This window comes from Kingella pumchi, assembly GCF_022288825.1.
In the GTDB taxonomy this organism is placed as follows: Bacteria; Pseudomonadota; Gammaproteobacteria; order Burkholderiales; family Neisseriaceae; genus Kingella_D; species Kingella_D pumchi.
In genome coordinates this window covers 54,298-70,122 of sequence record NZ_JAKOOW010000024.1, presented here as the reverse complement: position 1 = coordinate 70,122, position 15,825 = coordinate 54,298, and the positions used below count along the sequence as shown (strand labels likewise).

Annotated in this window: 15 protein-coding genes; 10 read left to right on the top strand and 5 right to left on the bottom strand. The window is 61.6% G+C overall.

What is annotated here, in order from left to right; genetic code table 11:
* Window positions 1-4 precede the first annotated feature (4 nt).
* The 4 genes from yaaA to MB824_RS06395 all read left to right on the top strand — a co-directional run bounded on the left by yaaA (window position 5) and on the right by MB824_RS06395 (window position 3,925).
* Window positions 5-778, top strand: coding sequence for a peroxide stress protein YaaA (yaaA, locus tag MB824_RS06410; protein WP_238747514.1), 774 nt, complete (start codon window positions 5-7; stop codon window positions 776-778).
* A gap of 15 nt (window positions 779-793) precedes the next feature.
* A complete protein-coding gene (locus MB824_RS06405; RefSeq protein ID WP_238747041.1) occupies window positions 794-1,477 on the top strand; it encodes a pseudouridine synthase in 684 nt (227 codons plus the stop codon).
* Between the two features lie 140 nt (window positions 1,478-1,617).
* Window positions 1,618-3,153: a DUF4178 domain-containing protein gene (locus tag MB824_RS06400; protein WP_238747039.1), complete on the top strand. Its 1,536-nt coding sequence runs from the start codon at window positions 1,618-1,620 to the stop codon at window positions 3,151-3,153.
* 334 nt (window positions 3,154-3,487) lie between these two features.
* Window positions 3,488-3,925: a YiiD C-terminal domain-containing protein gene (locus tag MB824_RS06395; protein ID WP_238747037.1), complete on the top strand. Its 438-nt coding sequence runs from the start codon at window positions 3,488-3,490 to the stop codon at window positions 3,923-3,925.
* A gap of 121 nt (window positions 3,926-4,046) precedes the next feature.
* On the opposite strand, the gene MB824_RS06390 is transcribed toward MB824_RS06395, so the two are convergent.
* A complete protein-coding gene (locus MB824_RS06390; RefSeq protein WP_238747036.1) occupies window positions 4,047-4,619 on the bottom strand; it encodes a LemA family protein in 573 nt (190 codons plus the stop codon).
* Window positions 4,620-4,730: 111 nt separating this feature from the next.
* On the opposite strand from MB824_RS06390, the gene MB824_RS06385 reads away from it, so the two are divergent.
* Complete coding sequence (locus MB824_RS06385) at window positions 4,731-6,671, top strand: ATP-binding cassette domain-containing protein (protein ID WP_238747034.1); 1,941 nt, start codon at window positions 4,731-4,733, stop codon at window positions 6,669-6,671.
* Between the two features lie 191 nt (window positions 6,672-6,862).
* On the opposite strand, the gene MB824_RS06380 is transcribed toward MB824_RS06385, so the two are convergent.
* Window positions 6,863-7,126 carry a DUF4190 domain-containing protein gene (locus tag MB824_RS06380; protein WP_238747032.1) on the bottom strand — a complete coding sequence of 88 codons (264 nt, stop codon included), beginning with the start codon at window positions 7,124-7,126 and terminating at the stop codon, window positions 6,863-6,865.
* Between the two features lie 197 nt (window positions 7,127-7,323).
* Here MB824_RS06380 and MB824_RS06375 point away from each other — a divergent pair, with 197 nt between their 5' ends.
* The 3 genes from MB824_RS06375 (at window position 7,324) to MB824_RS06365 (ending at window position 11,042) form a co-directional block, all read left to right on the top strand.
* The gene (locus tag MB824_RS06375) at window positions 7,324-7,989 is read left to right on the top strand and encodes a hypothetical protein (protein ID WP_238747030.1); all 666 of its coding nucleotides are present in this window, start codon (window positions 7,324-7,326) and stop codon (window positions 7,987-7,989) included.
* Window positions 7,990-8,227: 238 nt separating this feature from the next.
* The gene (locus tag MB824_RS06370) at window positions 8,228-9,769 is read left to right on the top strand and encodes a helicase HerA-like domain-containing protein (RefSeq protein WP_238747028.1); all 1,542 of its coding nucleotides are present in this window, start codon (window positions 8,228-8,230) and stop codon (window positions 9,767-9,769) included.
* Between the two features lie 394 nt (window positions 9,770-10,163).
* Window positions 10,164-11,042: a DMT family transporter gene (locus MB824_RS06365; protein WP_238747026.1), complete on the top strand. Its 879-nt coding sequence runs from the start codon at window positions 10,164-10,166 to the stop codon at window positions 11,040-11,042.
* Between the two features lie 90 nt (window positions 11,043-11,132).
* Here MB824_RS06365 and ubiE read toward each other — a convergent pair whose 3' ends face one another.
* From ubiE to MB824_RS06350, 3 genes are all read right to left on the bottom strand, one after another.
* Window positions 11,133-11,873 carry a bifunctional demethylmenaquinone methyltransferase/2-methoxy-6-polyprenyl-1,4-benzoquinol methylase UbiE gene (gene ubiE / locus MB824_RS06360; RefSeq protein ID WP_238747024.1) on the bottom strand — a complete coding sequence of 247 codons (741 nt, stop codon included), beginning with the start codon at window positions 11,871-11,873 and terminating at the stop codon, window positions 11,133-11,135.
* A gap of 62 nt (window positions 11,874-11,935) precedes the next feature.
* Window positions 11,936-12,601, bottom strand: coding sequence for a rhomboid family intramembrane serine protease (locus tag MB824_RS06355; RefSeq protein ID WP_238747022.1), 666 nt, complete (start codon window positions 12,599-12,601; stop codon window positions 11,936-11,938).
* Window positions 12,602-12,705: 104 nt separating this feature from the next.
* Entirely contained in the window at window positions 12,706-13,107 is a 402-nt protein-coding gene (locus MB824_RS06350) for a gamma-butyrobetaine hydroxylase-like domain-containing protein (RefSeq protein ID WP_238747020.1), read from the bottom strand.
* Window positions 13,108-13,378: 271 nt separating this feature from the next.
* Between MB824_RS06350 and MB824_RS06345 the strand changes: the two genes are divergently transcribed.
* Both MB824_RS06345 and MB824_RS06340 read left to right on the top strand, forming a co-directional pair.
* Complete coding sequence (locus MB824_RS06345; protein ID WP_238747015.1) at window positions 13,379-14,605, top strand: sugar transporter; 1,227 nt, start codon at window positions 13,379-13,381, stop codon at window positions 14,603-14,605.
* A 45-nt stretch (window positions 14,606-14,650) separates the two neighbouring features.
* Entirely contained in the window at window positions 14,651-15,766 is a 1,116-nt protein-coding gene (locus tag MB824_RS06340; RefSeq protein ID WP_238747007.1) for a methyltransferase, read from the top strand.
* Window positions 15,767-15,825: the final 59 nt, after the last annotated feature.

Genomic DNA, 15,825 nt, shown 5'->3' with positions numbered 1-15,825 from the left:
CATGATTTATTTCTTGCTCTCGCCCGCCAAAAACCTTAATGAAAACCGCGATATCGTCCTTGATACCGCGGCCCAGCCGCCGCTATTGGATCAGGCGAAGCTGCTGATGGACGAATTGAAAAAACTCGCGCCGCAGGACTTGGCGGCGTTGATGAAGGTTTCCGACAAAATCGCCCTGCTCAACGCCGAGCGCAACGCCGCCTGGGCGCCGCCCTTTACCGCCGACAACGCCAAAGCGGCGCTGTATCTGTTTAACGGCGACGTTTACGAAGGCATCGACGCCTACCGCCGCACGCCGGCAGAAATCGCCTATATCGAACGGCACGTGCGCCTGCTCTCCGGCCTGTACGGCATCTTGCGCCCGCTCGATCTGATCCAGCCCTACCGCCTGGAAATGGGCACGCCCTTTGCCAATGCGCGCGGCGCCAACCTTTACCGCTTCTGGGGCACGCGCATTGCCGACTGGCTCAACGGCGACATGCAGGCCGCCGGCGCCGGCACGCTGGTCAATCTCGCATCGCAAGAGTATTACAAAGCCGTTTCAGGCAGCCTGAAAGCCGAAATCATCACCCCCGTATTCAAAGACTGGAAAAACGACGGCTACAAAACCATCAGTTTCTACGCCAAACGCGCGCGCGGGCTGATGGTGCGCTACGCCGCCGAGCGCCAAATCCAAAACGTTGAAGATCTGAAAAACTTCGATTTGGAAGGCTATGCCTACAACGAAGCGGCCAGCAGCGCCGGCGAATGGGTCTTCCTGCGCCAAGCGGCAGCCTGAAAACGGGAAAACACCATGCAACTGGCCAAATACCTGCAGGCGCAGCGCTACGGCAGCCGCAAACAATGCCGCCATCTGGTGCAGGATGAGCGGGTGGCAGTCAACGGCGAAATCCTGAGCGACCCCGCCGCCGAAATCGACCCCGCCGCCGTATCGCAGCTGGAAATCGACGGCGAAGCCCAGCTGCTGATTCCGCTGCCCCACTACTACATCGTGCTGCACAAACCCGCCGGCTACGAAACCTCGCACAAACCGCGCGACTGGCCGAGCGTGTTTTCGCTGCTGCCCGAGCGCATACGCGATGCCGAACCGCAGGCGCTGGGGCGGCTTGATGCCGACACCACCGGCGTTTTGCTGATCAGCAACGACGGCGCCTTCAACCACCGCCTGACCTCGCCCAAGCACCATGTCGCCAAGCGCTACCGCGCCACGCTCAAGCATGCCGCCGGCAACGAACTGTGCCGCCAACTTCTATCCGGCGTGCTGCTGCATGACGACAACGAAACCGTTGCCGCCGATGCCGCCGAACTGGCCGACCCGCACACCCTGCTGCTGACCATCAGCGCCGGCCGCTACCATCAGGTCAAACGCATGGTCGCCGCCGCCGGCAACCGCGTTGAAAGCCTGCACCGCCTGCGCTTTGGCGCGTGGGACTGCGAAGACTTGGCACCCGGCCAATGGCGTTTTGTTTTGCCCTGATTTTCCGCTTTCAGGCTGCCTGAAACCCCGCAAAAACGCTTTTCAGGCAGCCTGAAACCCCCAAACCCGCTGCAGGCAGCCTGAAAGCATCCGCCGGCCTTTTCAGGCTGCCTGCCCCATCCGCCCGATTGCGAGCCGCCATGAGCGAAGCCCTGTTTGCCACCGACTGCCCCAGCTGCGGCGCCCCCGTCCGCAGCCACTCCGCCACCTCGGTTACCCTGGTCTGCGGCTACTGCCGCAGCCTGCTGGTGCGCCGCGACGACAGCCTGACCGACAGCGGCCGCGATTCGGCGCTGCTCGAAGACTTCAGCCCGCTGCAAATCGGCACCACCGGCATCTTCGCCACCCGCAGCTTCCGCATCGCCGGCCGCCTGCAGGTGCGCTACGACGCCGGCATGTGGAACGAATGGTATCTGCTGTTTGACGACGGCGGCAGCGGCTGGCTTTCCGAATCCGGCGATCTGTACTCGCTCACCCGCCCCGCCGACGCTCCCGCCGCCCTGCCCGCTTTCGACGACATCCGCGCCGGCTTCAGCCTCCTGGACTACGGCGGCCGCCGCTTCACCGCCGCCGACGTGCGCGAAATCACCCTTTCCGAAACCGCCGCCGAAGGCGAGCTGCCCTTCGAAGTGCCGGCACGCTTTGACAACCGCGCCGCCGACTGGCGCTGCGAAAACCTGTTTCTTACTGTCGATTACAGCGGCGGCAGGCAGCCTGAAAGCGCCGAAGTCTTTTTCGGCCGCATGGTTGCGCTCGACGAATTGGCGCTGCAGCACACCCGCAGCAGCGACGCCATCCGCGCCGGCGCCGGCCGGCTCAAAGGCGAGCGCGCCGGCGAAAGCTGCCCCAACTGCGGCTCGCCGCTGGAATGGCCGGCCGGCGTCAGCACCACCCTGCTCTGCCCTTCCTGCGGCAGCGATTTGGACGTTTCCGCCGGCCGCGCCGAACTGATTGCCGCCAACGCCATGCGCCGCGCCCAAGAAGAGTCCTTCACCATTCCCCTGGGCAGCGTCGGCCGCTTCCAAAACGGCCGCTACACCCTGATCGGCGTGGTGCGCTGGGAAGAAATCGATGCCCAAGCCGCCATCGACACCCTAAACGGGCGCAAAGCGCGTGCCGTGCGCGAAGGCGGCTGGACGGAATACCTGCTCTACTCGCCGCAAAACGGCTTTTACTGGCTGGTCGAAGCCGAAGACGGCTGGAGCGTGTCGCAAACCCTGCGCCAATGGCCGAAGCTGTCTGCCGACGGCCGCCCGCAGGGCCTGCAGCCGCTCTACGAATACGGCGGCCGCGTCGCCTACGCCGCCGGCGCCTTCTATTGGCACATCCGCAGCGGCGACACCAATCTCTACCGCGACTACCGCCAAGGCAACGGCAAACTCAGCGCCGAATTATCGTCCGGCGAATTAGCCTGGAGCCGCAGCAGCCCCATCAGCCACCGGGAAGTCGCCACCGCCTTCAACCTTGATGCCGAGCGCTTTGCCGGCTCCGGCACCGGCTACGACGACAGCGAAACAAGCTTCTCCTACCGCATCAAATTCGTTATCGCCTTTCTGATTATCAACCTGCCCGCCTTTGCCAGCATGGACGGCGACGCCTTTGACAACGTACTCGTCGTCAATCTGATCGTATTCGCCTTTTTGCTGATCGGCCATTTCGGCAGCGACGACGATTAAGGCTTTCAGGCAGCCTGAAAGCCCAAGCAGCCTGAAAGTGCGCCCCAACCGGATTCCCGAATCCGGCAAAACCCGCCACCCCGTAGGGTGCCGCACCGCGCACCAAAAGCAGCCTGAAACTGCCATCCCGCCGTGCACCTTACTCCCTCCCCTGCGCCCCAAGCGCGGGGGAGGGTTGGGGTGGGGGTGGCAGTTCGCAGAACTGCTTTGGCTGCCGCAGCCGATCGGTAAAGTTTCCCCAGCGGCTACCGCCCCCACCCTAGCCCTCCTCTGCAAACGGGAGAGGGGGCGCGGTAGTCTGAAAACCCAAAGCAGCCTGAAACCCCCAAACACCATGACCCCGCACCAACTGCAAGACTTTCTCCACCGCCACATTCCCGCCTGCGCCGCCCTCGGCATCCGCGTCGTATCCTGCAGCAGCGGCCGCGTCGAACTGCTGCTGCCGCACGCGCCCAACCGTAACCACAAAAACACCGTTTTCGGCGGCAGCACCGCGCTGGGTGCCACCGTTTGCGGCTGGGCGCTGGTGCATCTGAACTGCCCGCAGGCCGGCGGCAACATCGTGATCCAAAGCGGCGAAACCCGCTACCCCGCCCCCGCCCGCGGCGACCTGCTGCTCTGCGCCGACAGCCCCACAGAGAGCGACTGGCAGCGCTGCCGCACCATGCTTGAGCAGCGGGGCAAAGGTAAAATTACGATCGAAGTGCGCGCCTATTCGCAAAACGTTCTCGCCGCCGAATTCAGCGGCCGCTATGTAGTGCTCGCCGCATAGCACCACCGCACCGCCCAAACTTTCAGGCTGCCTTTTCCATACGGAAAAAGGCAGCCTGAAAAGCGAAAACCTGCTGCCCGCAATCATCGCGGGCAACAGGTTTTATTGCGCGGCAAGCGTTTTAAAACGACACCTGCGGCGCCTGCGCCAAATCGGCAGCGTCCTCAAACTCCAGCGTCTGCACCGGGCGGCCGTGGCCGGTTTGGGCGGCGATCAGATTGTGCGGGAACATCTGGATCAGCGTGTTGTACTCCATCACCGCATCGTTATACGCCTGCCGCGCGAAGGCGATGCGGTTTTCGGTGCTGGCGATTTCCTCGGCAAGCTGGCGCATATTGGCGGCAGCCTGAAGCTCGGGATAGGCTTCCAGCTGCACCTGCACCGCGCGCAGCGCCTGCATCAGCAGGTTTTCCGCCTGCGCCAGCGCGGCGGTATTTTCCGGCGTGGCCGCCGCCAACAGCGCCGCCGCCTGGTTGCGCGCCTCGCTTACCTGCGTAAAGGTGTCGTTCTCGTGCTTCAGATAGGCTTTGGCGGTTTCGGCCAGATTCGGAATCAAATCGTGGCGGCGCTTGAGCTGCACGCCGATTTGGGCAAAAGCATTCTGATAGCCGTTTCGCGCGCCGACCAAACGGTTGTAAATCAGCACCGCCACCACAGCGGCGGCAATAATCAAGAGTAGAAGCAACCAAGCCATAATGTTCTCCCAAGTGTTAGAATCGCGCGTTTTACGCGGGGCGGACCAACATCCGCCCGCAGCAATCTTAACATTATTCAGGCAGCCTGAAAGCCTTAAACCGCCAAGATTATGAACATCCTCCAAGCCGAAAACCTGTCTTTTGCCGTCGGCCATGTCGCCCTGCTCGACAAGGCCGCTTTCCAACTCGATGCCGGCGAGCGCGTCGGCCTGATCGGGCGCAACGGCGCGGGCAAGTCCTCGCTGTTGAAAATCCTGGCCGGCGTGCAAAAGGCCGACGACGGCCAGCTCGTTTTACAAAACGGCCTGAAAACGGTGTATGTGCCGCAGGAAAGTTTTTTCGACCCGCAGGCCACGGTGTTCGACGCCGTGTCCGAAGGGCTGGGCAGCCTGCGCGACGTGCTGCGCCGCTATCATGCGCTGCTCTCGGAACTGGAAAGACAGCCTGCGACCGAAGGAAGTCCCTTTGGGAAAAATGCCGAGCTCGCCGCCGAAATGAACGCGCTGCAAAACCAAATCGAAGCGCAAAACGGCTGGCAGTTCGACGCACTGGTGAGCCAGACCATCGGCGAGCTCGGGCTGCCTGAAAACGAAAAAATCGCCAATTTGTCCGGCGGGCAGAAAAAGCGCGTCGCGCTGGCGCAGGCCTGGGTGCAAAAGCCCGATATCCTGCTGCTCGATGAGCCGACCAACCACTTGGACATCGACGCCATCATCTGGCTGGAAAACCTGCTGCGCGGCTTTTCAGGCAGCCTGATTGTGATCACCCACGACCGCCGTTTTCTCGACAACATCGTCACCCGCATTGTCGAACTCGATCGCGGCATCCTGCGCTCCTACCCCGGCTCGTTTGCGCGTTACAGCGAGAAAAAAGCCGAAGAGCTGGCGGTGGAAGCCGAGCACAACCGCCTGTTCGACAAATTCCACGCGCAGGAAGAAGCGTGGATACGCAAAGGCATCGAAGCGCGGCGCACCCGCAACGAAGGCCGCGTGCGCCGTTTGGAAGAGCTGCGCCGCCAACGCGCCGCGCGCCGCGAGCGGCAGGGGCAGGTGTCGTTCAAACTCGATACCGGCGAAAAAAGCGGCAAAATCATCGCCGAACTGGAACACGCCAGCTTCGACTACGGCGGCAAGCCCATCATGCGCGACTTCTCCGCCGTGATTCAGCGCGGCGACAAAATCGGCCTGATCGGCGCGAACGGCATCGGCAAAACCACGTTTTTGAAGCTGATTTTGGGCGAACTCGCGCCCACCGGCGGCAAAATCCGCCTCGGCAGCAAGCAGGAAGTGGCGTATTTCGACCAATTCCGCAGCGCGCTGAACGAAAACGACACCGTGTTCTACACCCTCGGACAGGGCAACGATTATGTGGAAATCGGCGGCAAAAAGCGGCACGTGATGGGCTATCTGGAAGACTTCCTGTTCCACCCCGCCCGCGCCCAGTCGCCCGTGTCGTCACTCTCCGGCGGCGAGCGTAACCGCCTGCTGCTGGCCAAGCTCTTCACCCGCCCCGCCAATATTCTGGTGCTCGACGAGCCGACCAACGATTTGGACATCGACACGCAGGAATTGCTGGAAGAGCTGCTGCGCGACTACGACGGCACCGTGTTTCTGGTGTCGCACGACCGTACCTTTTTGGATAACGTCGTTACCCAAAGCATCGTCTTTGAAGGCGAAGGCCGCCTGAAAGAATACGTCGGCGGCTATCAGGATTATCTCGATGCCAAAAACCGCGAGCAGACTTTTCAGGCTGCCACACCTGCGAAATCCGCCACCGAAGACGCCCCCGCCAAGTCCGCCAAACCCAAAGCCAACCGCACCGTCAAACTCTCCTACAAAGAGCAGCGCGAACTCGACGCCCTGCCCGACGAAATCGCCACACTCGAAACCGAGCAAAACGAACTGGCCGCGCAACTGTCCGACCCCGAAGTCTTCCGCGACTACGAAAAAGCCGCCGAATTGCAGCAGCGTGCGGAAGCGGTGGAAAACGAGCTGATGGAAAAACTGGAAAGATGGGAAGAATTGGAAGCCAAGCAGAATGGGGCAGGCTGAAACTTTTGTATCGCAAACACGAAACCTTTTCCCCTTTAAATAACGTCATTAGCTTACGCAAGTCCGCTGCGCTATCCCCACGCAGCGGACTTGCGTAAGCTAATGACGGCTCTCCCAAAAAAAGCAGCCTGAAAACACCAATCCAAGGTTTTCAGGCTGCTTTTTTTGCTTTCAGGCTGCCCAAAGTCTGCCTAGCCATACACCGAACGCAGAATCAGGCTGCTCATCCGGTACACATACACCGCGATATCGAACCAGCCGACAAACCAGCCGAAACGCGCTAAAGCCAGGCCGCGCGCCGGGGTTTCGCGCAGCTGCCACAGGGCAATGCCGCCAAACGCCACCGCGCACACCCCGCCCACGCCGATAAAGCAGACAAACGGCGGATAGATCCACGCCAAAACCGCTGCCGCCGCGCTGATAATTGCGGCATCGTTCCAATCTTGCCGGTTCATACACTCTCCTTTTTAAAGTTGTGCCGTACTTGCGCTGCCGATTTTAACCCAGCACACACGCCTTTTAAATCGCCGCCGCAGCCGGCGCAGCCTTTTTCAGGCTGCCTTTTCCGGCAAACAGGCAGCCTGAAACCGTTTGCGCGCCCAATAAAAAAACGTAAACTGCCGCCACCGTTTAACGCTGCAAGGAGAAAGCCATGAGCGCCCTTAAAACAAGCACCGCCCTGCTGCTGGCCGCCGCGCTGCTGTTTCAGGCTGCCTGCACTGCCGAAACGCAGGAAGACGAAGCCAGAAAGGCCGCCGAGCGCGAGCAGAAACGGCGGCGCGATATTTCGTGGAAAGAACAAGTCAAACTGCAGGACGGCAGGGTGATTCTAATCAGGCGTACTTTACACGCGCGCTTTACCAGCGAAGAGCTGAGCGATCGCGGCGGATACGAGACCATCGGGCAGGATGTGGAAGTGCTGGATGCCGCCGGTTTGGACGTGCCGCCCAAATGGTCGGATAAATGGAAGCCGATGATTCTCGATAAAGACCCCGATGGAACTTGGTTTATGGTGGTAACTTTGTCGAAATGTTTTCCGGATTGGCAATCCACTTTTCCATACCGGAAATATCGCGTTGCAAACGGGCAATGGGAGCGGGTGCAGTATGCGCCAATAGAGACCGTGCATCGTCCGCTAACTGCCGAACAATTTGATTTAAGTTTGATCGGCAGGGAGGCGAATATGACTTGGCTGGTTAGATATGCAGGAATGCCGGAAACGCTGTATCTGCGCGATAAGCCGTTTCATCCCCAAGATGATGGCACACCCGATTACAAACGAGAAGTTGTTACGGGAATGCCGTCAACCTGTACTTAAGCGCACCAATCCCGGCAAACACCACCGGCAGGATGCCCTACCCCAAAACCGATTTCCCGCCGGCATGTAACGGCTGCAAAACCTACTCCACCGCCTTTCAGGCTGCCTTGCCGACGCTTTGTGCGCAAACCGTCGGGCAGGCAGCCTGAAAAGCATTGCGGCCGCCGGCGCGACAAGCCCCCGTTTCGGCGCTACAATCGCCCCCTTTTTGCGGATACCGATTTCGTAGGAGCAGCAGATGACTGAGTTTGTTCTCGCCCGCAGCGTCGGGCAGCCTAAAAACGCGCTGAAAATCACCGGCAAGATGATCAACCGCCACGGCCTGATTGCCGGCGCCACCGGTACCGGCAAAACCGTTACCCTGCGGCGCATGGCCGAAATGTTCAGCGCCGCCGGCGTGCCGGTGTTTCTGGCCGACGTGAAAGGCGATTTGTCGGGCATTTCCCGCGCCGGCGACGGCGGCGGCAAGGTCGGCGAGCGCATGGCGCAGTTTGGTTTGGATGCGGACTATCTGGCCGGTTTTCCCGTGCGCTTTTGGGATGTGTACGGCGAAACCGGCATTCCGGTGCGCGTGAGCGTGTCGCAGATGGGGCCGATGCTCTTGGCGCGGCTGATGAATCTGAACGACACCCAGGAAGGGCTGCTCAATATCGTTTTCAAAGTGGCCGACGACAAAGGCTGGCACCTGATCGATCTGAAAGACTTGCGCGGCATGCTGCAGTATGTGTCGCAGCATGCCGCCGAATACCGCGAACGCTACGGCAATGTTTCCGCCGCCAGCGTCGGCGCCATCCAGCGCCAGCTGCTGCAGCTTGAGAGCGAAGGCGCCGAGCGCTTTTTCGGCGAGCCTGAACTCAATCTGGCCGACTGGCTGCAAACCGACGGCAGCCGCGGCGTGGTCAATATTCTCAACGCCGAAAAACTGATCCGCTCGCCGCGCCTTTACAGCGCCTTTATGCTGTGGTTTCTGGCCGAACTCTTTGAAATGCTGCCTGAAAGCGGCGATCTGCCACTGCCCAAGCTGGTGCTGTTTTTCGACGAAGCGCATCTGATGTTCGACAACCCCGCCCCCGCGCTGATGCAGCAGATCGAGCAGGTGGTGCGCCTGATCCGCTCCAAAGGCGTGGGCGTGTATTTCGTCAGCCAAAACCCGCTGGACATTCCCGACAGCGTGCTCGGCCAGCTCGGCAACCGCGTCCAGCACGCCCTGCGCGCCTTTACCCCGCGCGACCAAAAGGCCGTGAAAGCCGCCGCCGACACCTTCCGCAGCAACCCCAATCTCAAAGTGGCCGAAGCCATCGGCGAATTGGGCATCGGCGAAGCGCTGGTGTCGCTGCTCGACGAAAAAGGCATGCCCGCACCGGTGGAACGCGCCTGGATTATGCCGCCGCAGTCGCAGCTCGCCCCGCTTGCCGACGCCGAGCGCCAGGCCGCCTTCCAGTCCGACATCCTTTACCACCACTACAAAGACGCGGTGGACAACTTCTCCGCCTACGAAGCTCTGCAGCAGTTTGAAGCCGAACAGGCGCAGCAGGCTGCCGCCCAAGCCGAAGCCCAAGCCGCACAAAAAAGCGCCGCCAAAGCCGAAAGCAAAAGCGAAGCGCAATCCGGCGGCGGCATCGTCGGCGGCTTTCTCGGCGGACTCTTCGGCAGCCGCAAAAAATCCAACCAGGGCATGGCTTACGACCTGGCCGATTCGGTAGGCGACCAAATCAACAAACAAATCACCCGCACCATCTCCCGCAGCGTGATGGGCGTGATTAAAAACATGCTCAAATAGGCAGCCTGAAACCGCCATCCTGCCGTGCACCTTGCTCTCTCCCCTACGTCCCAAGCGCGGGGGAGGGTTGGGGTGGGAGTGGCAGCAGGTAGGTTGGGTTGCAAACCCAACATCAGCAAGGAATCTAACCGCATTGTTGGGTCGCGATCCAAGCTACAACTGCTGCCGCAGCCGATCGGTAAAAGTTTTCCGCAACGGCCACCGCCCCCCACCCTAGTCCTCCTCCGCAAGCGCAAGCGGAAACGCGTCGGCTGGCACGTCGCGGACAATCCGCCAAAGGCAGCCTGAAAATCAGCGGCCTGTATTTTTCAGGCTGCTTTGGTTTTTGCCGCCCGCATCGTCCCCTATCCTTTTCAGGCTGCTTTCAGGCTGCCTTTTGCCCCGTATTGCCACTATGTCCCACACCCACACACCCGCCACCGCCAAAAAAGACCCGCTCGGATCGGGCTGGATTATCGTTGCCGCCGTCTGCTTTACCGTGATGGGCGTGCTGGTGAAAGCCGCCGGCCGCCGTTTTGCCATGAGCCATTACGAGCTGGTGTTCTGGCGGGTGATGGTGGCGGTGCTGGTGCTCGGTTTTCAGGCTGCCCTGTTCAAACGCAGCCTGAAAACGCCGCACCTTAAAGCGCATATCGGCCGCGGCCTGACCGGCACCGCCGGGCTGGTGCTGTTTTTCTACGGCATCACCCATCTGCCGCTGGCCACCGCGATTACCCTTAACTACACCTCGGCGGTGTTTCTCGCGCTGCTGTCGGTGCTGGTGTATCGGGAACGGCCGCCGCTGCGCATTTGGCTCGCGCTGCTGGCGGGCTTGGGCGGCATCGCGCTGATTTTGCGCCCGGCCTTTCACAGCGGCCAGGAATGGGCGGCGCTGGTGGGGCTGGGCAGCGGATTTTGCGCCGGTGCCGCCTATCTGCAGGTGCGCGGACTTTCGCGCATGGGCGAGCCGACCTGGCGGGTGGTGTGGTATTTCTCCGCCGTTGCCGCCGTGGTGTCGGCAATACTCGCCAGCCGCGCCGGCTGGCACCGCCCGTCGCTCGAGAGCCTGCCCTATGTGGCGGGCATCGGTCTGAGCGCGATGTTCGCCCAACTGTCGCTCACCCGCGCCTACCAGGTCGGCCGCACCTTTACCGTCGCCGCGCTTTCCTATCTGACGGTAGTCTTCTCCGCCCTCTACGGCGCCCTGTGGCTGGGCGAAACGCTGGGCGGGCAGGAAGCCGCCGGCATCGCAATAATCGTTACCGCCGGTATTGTCAGCAGCCTGAAAAAGTAAAGGCGGAGTTTTCAGGCAGCCTGAAAACACAAAAACGGCCGGACTTCTGTAACGAAGTCCGGCCGTTCGGTTGGGTAATCCGGTTTGCCCTTATTTCACGCCTTTGTGCAGGGCGACGACGCCGGCGGTCAGGTTTTGGTAATCGACGCGGGCAAAGCCGGCATCGAGCATCATCTGCTTGAGCGTTTCCTGGTCGGGGTGCATGCGGATGGATTCGGCCAGATACTGGTAGCTGTCGGCGTCTTTGGCGATCAGGCGCCCCATCAGCGGCAGCAGTTTGAAGGAATAGAGATCGTAGGCCGGCTCGAGGGTTTTGTTGACTTTGGAAAATTCCAGCACCAGCAGGGTGCCGCCGGGTTTGAGCACGCGGCGCATTTCCTGCAGGGCCGTGTCTTTGTGCGTCATGTTGCGCAGGCCGAAGGACACGGAAACCAGGTCGAAATAGTCGTCGGGGAAAGGCAGTTTTTCCGCGTCGCACACCGCCACCGGCAGCACCAGGCCTTCGTTAAGCAGGCGGTCGCGGCCGACGCCGAGCATGGAGGAATTGATGTCGGTGAGCCAGACTTCGCCGTCGCGGCCGACTTTCTTCGCCCAGCCGCGCGAGAGATCGCCGGTACCGCCGGCAATGTCGAGCACTTTGCCGCCGGCCGGCACATAGGCGGTGTTGATGGTGAAGTGCTTCCACAGGCGGTGCAGGCCGCCGGACATTACGTCGTTCATCAAATCGTAGTTTTTGGCTACCGAGTGGAACACCTGCGCCACGCGGCCGGCTTTTTCGCTTTCGTTTACGGTTTGGTAGCCGAAGTGGGTTTGTTTGTCGGAATCGCTCATAATCGGGGCTTTCGTAGGTCGGATGGTTCGGAAAAGGGAGTTCAGGCTGCCGAAAAATGGGTTTAGCGCCGTTTTTTGTTTAAGAACAGCTCAAAGCCCATATACAGCAGCGGCAGCGACATAATGCCGATATACAGGCCGTTGGCCGAGAGCAGCTGTGGCGTCATCGCAATCACAAAGGCAAAACCGAACACCGCACCGCCCAGATGCGCGGCATGGCCGATATTGTCGTGCGGGCGCGGGTTGAGCATCATGTATACCGAATAGGCAAAGTAGCCGGTGGCAAACAGCCAGGCGGGGATGTCGATGGGGATAAACAAAAAACGGATCATCATTTCCGGCGCGATGGCAATCGAAGCGAACAAAATGCCCGATACCGCGCCGGAAGCGCCGATGGCGGCGTAGGACGGCCGGTTGCGGTACAGTAGCAGGCTGAACAGGTTGCTGGCCAGCAGCGCGCCGAAATACAGCGCGAAAAACCATATCGGGCCGTATAAAACCAGAATAATCTCGTGGAAAAAATACAGCGTCAGCATATTGAACAGCAGATGCGTCCAATCGGCGTGCAAAAAGCCCGAAGTAATCAGGCGCTCGTATTGGCGCGCGCGCAAAATGGCGCCGACGTGAAACTGGTAACGCTGGAAAAACAGCCGGTTGGAAAAACCGACGGCGCTGATGCCGCAGGTGGCGAGTATCAGCAGGGTAAGGAACAGATCGCTGTTTTGCATAAGGATTCGCAATAATCTTGGCCCGTGTCAAACGGATTGCACAAACTTTCAGGCTGCCTTGGTTACACAGGCAGCTCGCCGTTCAGGCAGCCTGAAAACAATATTTAATGGCCGCCGCAGCCGCCGCAGTTTTTGCCTTTTTTCGCCGGCGTGGAATCCACATCGCGCGAAGCGCCGGCGGCATCCAGCCGCGCCAGATAGTCCTGCCACATTGCTTCGCGGCCGCTGCCTAAGCGGTAGAGATAGTCCCAATCGAAAAGGCCGCTGTCGTGGCCGTCGGAAAAACGGATTTTCAGCGCGTAATTGCCGGCGGGCGAGATGTCTTCGATCAAGACGCCGCGTTTGCCGGTTTGCAGTTTTTCCTGGCCGCGGCCGTGGCCGCGCACTTCGGCGCTGGGCGAATAGACGCGCAGAAATTCGGCGGGGAGCATGTGTTCCAGCTCGCCGTAGCAGAGCGTGAGCGCGTCGCGCGCGCCGCTGATGCGGATTTCAGTGGGAAGCTGCATGGCGTTTGCCTTGGGCGGAACAAAGAAAGGCGCGATTATAACTGAATCGCCGCGCACGGGTTTGCGCGCGGACAAGGCGGGGAAAAATAAAGGGCAGCCTGAAAAAACCGGACGTTTTCAGGCTGCTTTCGCCTTTCAGGCTGCCTGCGGCAATCTTGGGCAAAAGGCAGCCTGAAAACGGTTTTTGCCGTTTGCCAAGCAGACGCCGGCCGCCCCGGGCGGGAAAGTCCCGTTATAATCGCGCCTTTTGCCATCAGTATAAACACACACCATGCATACCACCGCCGAAGAACCCGCCCCAGAGCACGACGAAAGCGCCGCCGAAGCCGCGGTGCGCCGCTCGTGGGCGGGTGTGGCCGCGCTGGCCTGCGCCGCCTTTATTTTCAACACCACCGAGTTTATCCCGATTGCCATGCTCAGCGACATCGGCGCGTCTTTCGCGCTGCCGGCCACCCGCATCGGCGTGATGATGACGGTGTATGCGTGGATTGTGGCGCTCGCCTCGCTGCCGCTGATGCTGCTGACCCGCCGTTGGGAGCGGCGCGGTCTGCTGTTGTTTGTGTTTGCGCTGTTTGTGCTCGGCCATCTGGTGTCGGTGCTCGCGCCGCGCTTTGAAGTGCTGCTGGCTTCAAGGGTGCTGGTGGCGCTGGCGCACGCGCTGTTTTGGTCGGTAACTGCCTCGCTGGCGGTGCGGATTGCGCCCAAAGGCCGCCAGCACAAGGCTTTGGGGCTGCTGGTGATGGGGACGACGCTGGCGATGGTGCTGGGCATTCCGCTGGGCAAGCTGCTCGGCCAGAGCGCGGGCTGGCGGGTGAGTTTCGCCGCCATCGGCGCCGGTGCGCTGGCGGTGGGGCTGATACTGGCCAAACGCCTGCCCAAGCTGCCCAGCCGCAACAGCGGCTCGCTCGCCAGCCTACCCTCGCTGCTGTCGCGGCCGGTGGTGCGGATGCTGTATGCGCTGACCGCGCTGGCCGTCAGCGCCCATTTCACCGCCTACAGCTATATCGAACCCTTTGCCCTGCAGCACGCGAAGCTGTCGCCTTCGCAGGTAACGGTATTACTCTTGGGCTACGGCGCCGCCGGCTTTATCGGCTCTTACCTTTTCGGCCGCCTGTTTGCCCGCCGTGCCAAACTGCTGCTGGCCGGCAGCGCGGCGGTGATGCTCTCGGCGATGCTCCTGCTGCTGCCGCTGGCGCCGATGCCGTGGGCGCTGTATGCGCTGTGCCTGTATTGGGGCGTGGGGATTATCGTGCTGTCGCTGTCGATGCAGGCCAAAGTGCTGGAAGCGGCGCCCGACGCTTCGGATTTGGCGATGGCGCTGTTTTCCGGCCTTTACAATATCGGCATCGGCGCCGGCGCGCTGCTGGGCTCTTACGCCGCCGCGCACTTAGGCATCGCCAATATCGGCTTTGCCGGCGCCGCGCTGGTGCTGCCGGCGCTGCTGCTGATTCTGCTGTTGATCCGCCACCCCGATTTTTCCTGCGGCAAAGCAGCCTGAAAACCGTTTCAGGCTGCCTGACCCGCTTTTTCCGGACCCCGAACCATGATTACCGTGCTGCCGCAGAACCTGGATTGCGAATATCGCAGTCCTGCCTTCCGCAGTCCGCCGCCCAGCGCGCAGGCGGTGCGCGAATGCAGCGCCCGCGAGATTTTTCAGGCTGCCTGCCAAAACCGCGCCACCCTGTGGCAGGGCGACTACCACAATGCCAAGCAGGTTTTGGCGGCGTTAAAAAAACGCCTGCGCAAGCCGCCCAAACCCGCCGCCACACCCGCCGAAGCCTTTCACAAGCACCGGCTGGCGCAGTCGCAGGCCGCCCGCGGCGCCGATATGCTGCTGGTGCGGATCGACCCCGGTTTTGAATTGCGCCTGCCGCGCGCGCCCGATGTTGCCGCCGCGCTGGCCGCCGTTTACGGCGAAGCCAACCGCGAGCCTTTCCTGCTGCCCTTAAACCAGCTTCTGGGCTTTATCGGCGCCTGGCAATGGCAGCTAAACGGTGTCGATACCGGCGTGCTGCCAGCGCGCATCCACGTGCCCTACGGCGTGTTTTCGCCCCTGCGCGGCGAATATCTGCAGCTGATCGCCCAAGCGCCGCTGCCGGCAAACGCGCAAACGGCGTGGGACATCGGCACCGGCAGCGGCGTGCTGGCGCTACTGCTGCACCAACGCGGCCTGCGCAACATCAGCGCCACCGACACCAACCCGCGCGCCATCGCCGCCGCCCGCGCCAATTTCGCCCGCGCCGGCGCCGATGCCGATATCCGCCTGCTGGAGCAAGACCTGTTTCCCCAAGGCCACGCCGACCTGATTGTCTGCAACCCGCCGTGGCTGCCCGCCAAGCCCACGTCCGAACTGGAAACCGCGCTTTACGACCCCGGTCACGCCATGCTGCGCGCCCTGCTGGCCGGCGCCCGAGAACGGCTTACGCCGCAGGGGCAGTTGTGGCTGGTAATGTCCGATTTGGCCGAACATCTCGGCCTGCGCGAACCGCAGGCATTAGCGCAATGGTTTCAGGCTGCCGGCCTGCGCTTGGCGAACCACCTGCAAACCGCGCCGCAGCACCCGAAAGCCGCCGACGACACCGACCCGCTGGCCTTCGCCCGCCGCCGCGAGCGCACTTCGCTGTATATTCTCGAAGCGGAGAACGGCCATGCAGCCTGAAAGCCCAAAGCAACCTGAAAGCTCAAAGCAGCCTGAAAGCCCAAAGCAACCTGAAAGCT

Bases quoted from the DNA above. Each gene is read 5' to 3' on its own strand.
- MB824_RS06405 (WP_238747041.1), top strand. From the start codon at position 794: ATGCAACTGGCCAAATACCTGCAGGCGCAGCGCTACGGCAGCCGCAAA.
- MB824_RS06400 (WP_238747039.1), top strand. From the start codon at position 1,618: ATGAGCGAAGCCCTGTTTGCCACCGACTGCCCCAGCTGCGGCGCCCCC.
- MB824_RS06395 (WP_238747037.1), top strand. From the start codon at position 3,488: ATGACCCCGCACCAACTGCAAGACTTTCTCCACCGCCACATTCCCGCC.
- MB824_RS06390 (WP_238747036.1), bottom strand. From the start codon at position 4,619: ATGGCTTGGTTGCTTCTACTCTTGATTATTGCCGCCGCTGTGGTGGCG.
- MB824_RS06385 (WP_238747034.1), top strand. From the start codon at position 4,731: ATGAACATCCTCCAAGCCGAAAACCTGTCTTTTGCCGTCGGCCATGTC.
- MB824_RS06380 (WP_238747032.1), bottom strand. From the start codon at position 7,126: ATGAACCGGCAAGATTGGAACGATGCCGCAATTATCAGCGCGGCGGCA.
- MB824_RS06375 (WP_238747030.1), top strand. From the start codon at position 7,324: ATGAGCGCCCTTAAAACAAGCACCGCCCTGCTGCTGGCCGCCGCGCTG.
- MB824_RS06370 (WP_238747028.1), top strand. From the start codon at position 8,228: ATGACTGAGTTTGTTCTCGCCCGCAGCGTCGGGCAGCCTAAAAACGCG.
- MB824_RS06365 (WP_238747026.1), top strand. From the start codon at position 10,164: ATGTCCCACACCCACACACCCGCCACCGCCAAAAAAGACCCGCTCGGA.
- ubiE (WP_238747024.1), bottom strand. From the start codon at position 11,873: ATGAGCGATTCCGACAAACAAACCCACTTCGGCTACCAAACCGTAAAC.
- MB824_RS06355 (WP_238747022.1), bottom strand. From the start codon at position 12,601: ATGCAAAACAGCGATCTGTTCCTTACCCTGCTGATACTCGCCACCTGC.
- MB824_RS06350 (WP_238747020.1), bottom strand. From the start codon at position 13,107: ATGCAGCTTCCCACTGAAATCCGCATCAGCGGCGCGCGCGACGCGCTC.
- MB824_RS06345 (WP_238747015.1), top strand. From the start codon at position 13,379: ATGCATACCACCGCCGAAGAACCCGCCCCAGAGCACGACGAAAGCGCC.
- MB824_RS06340 (WP_238747007.1), top strand. From the start codon at position 14,651: ATGATTACCGTGCTGCCGCAGAACCTGGATTGCGAATATCGCAGTCCT.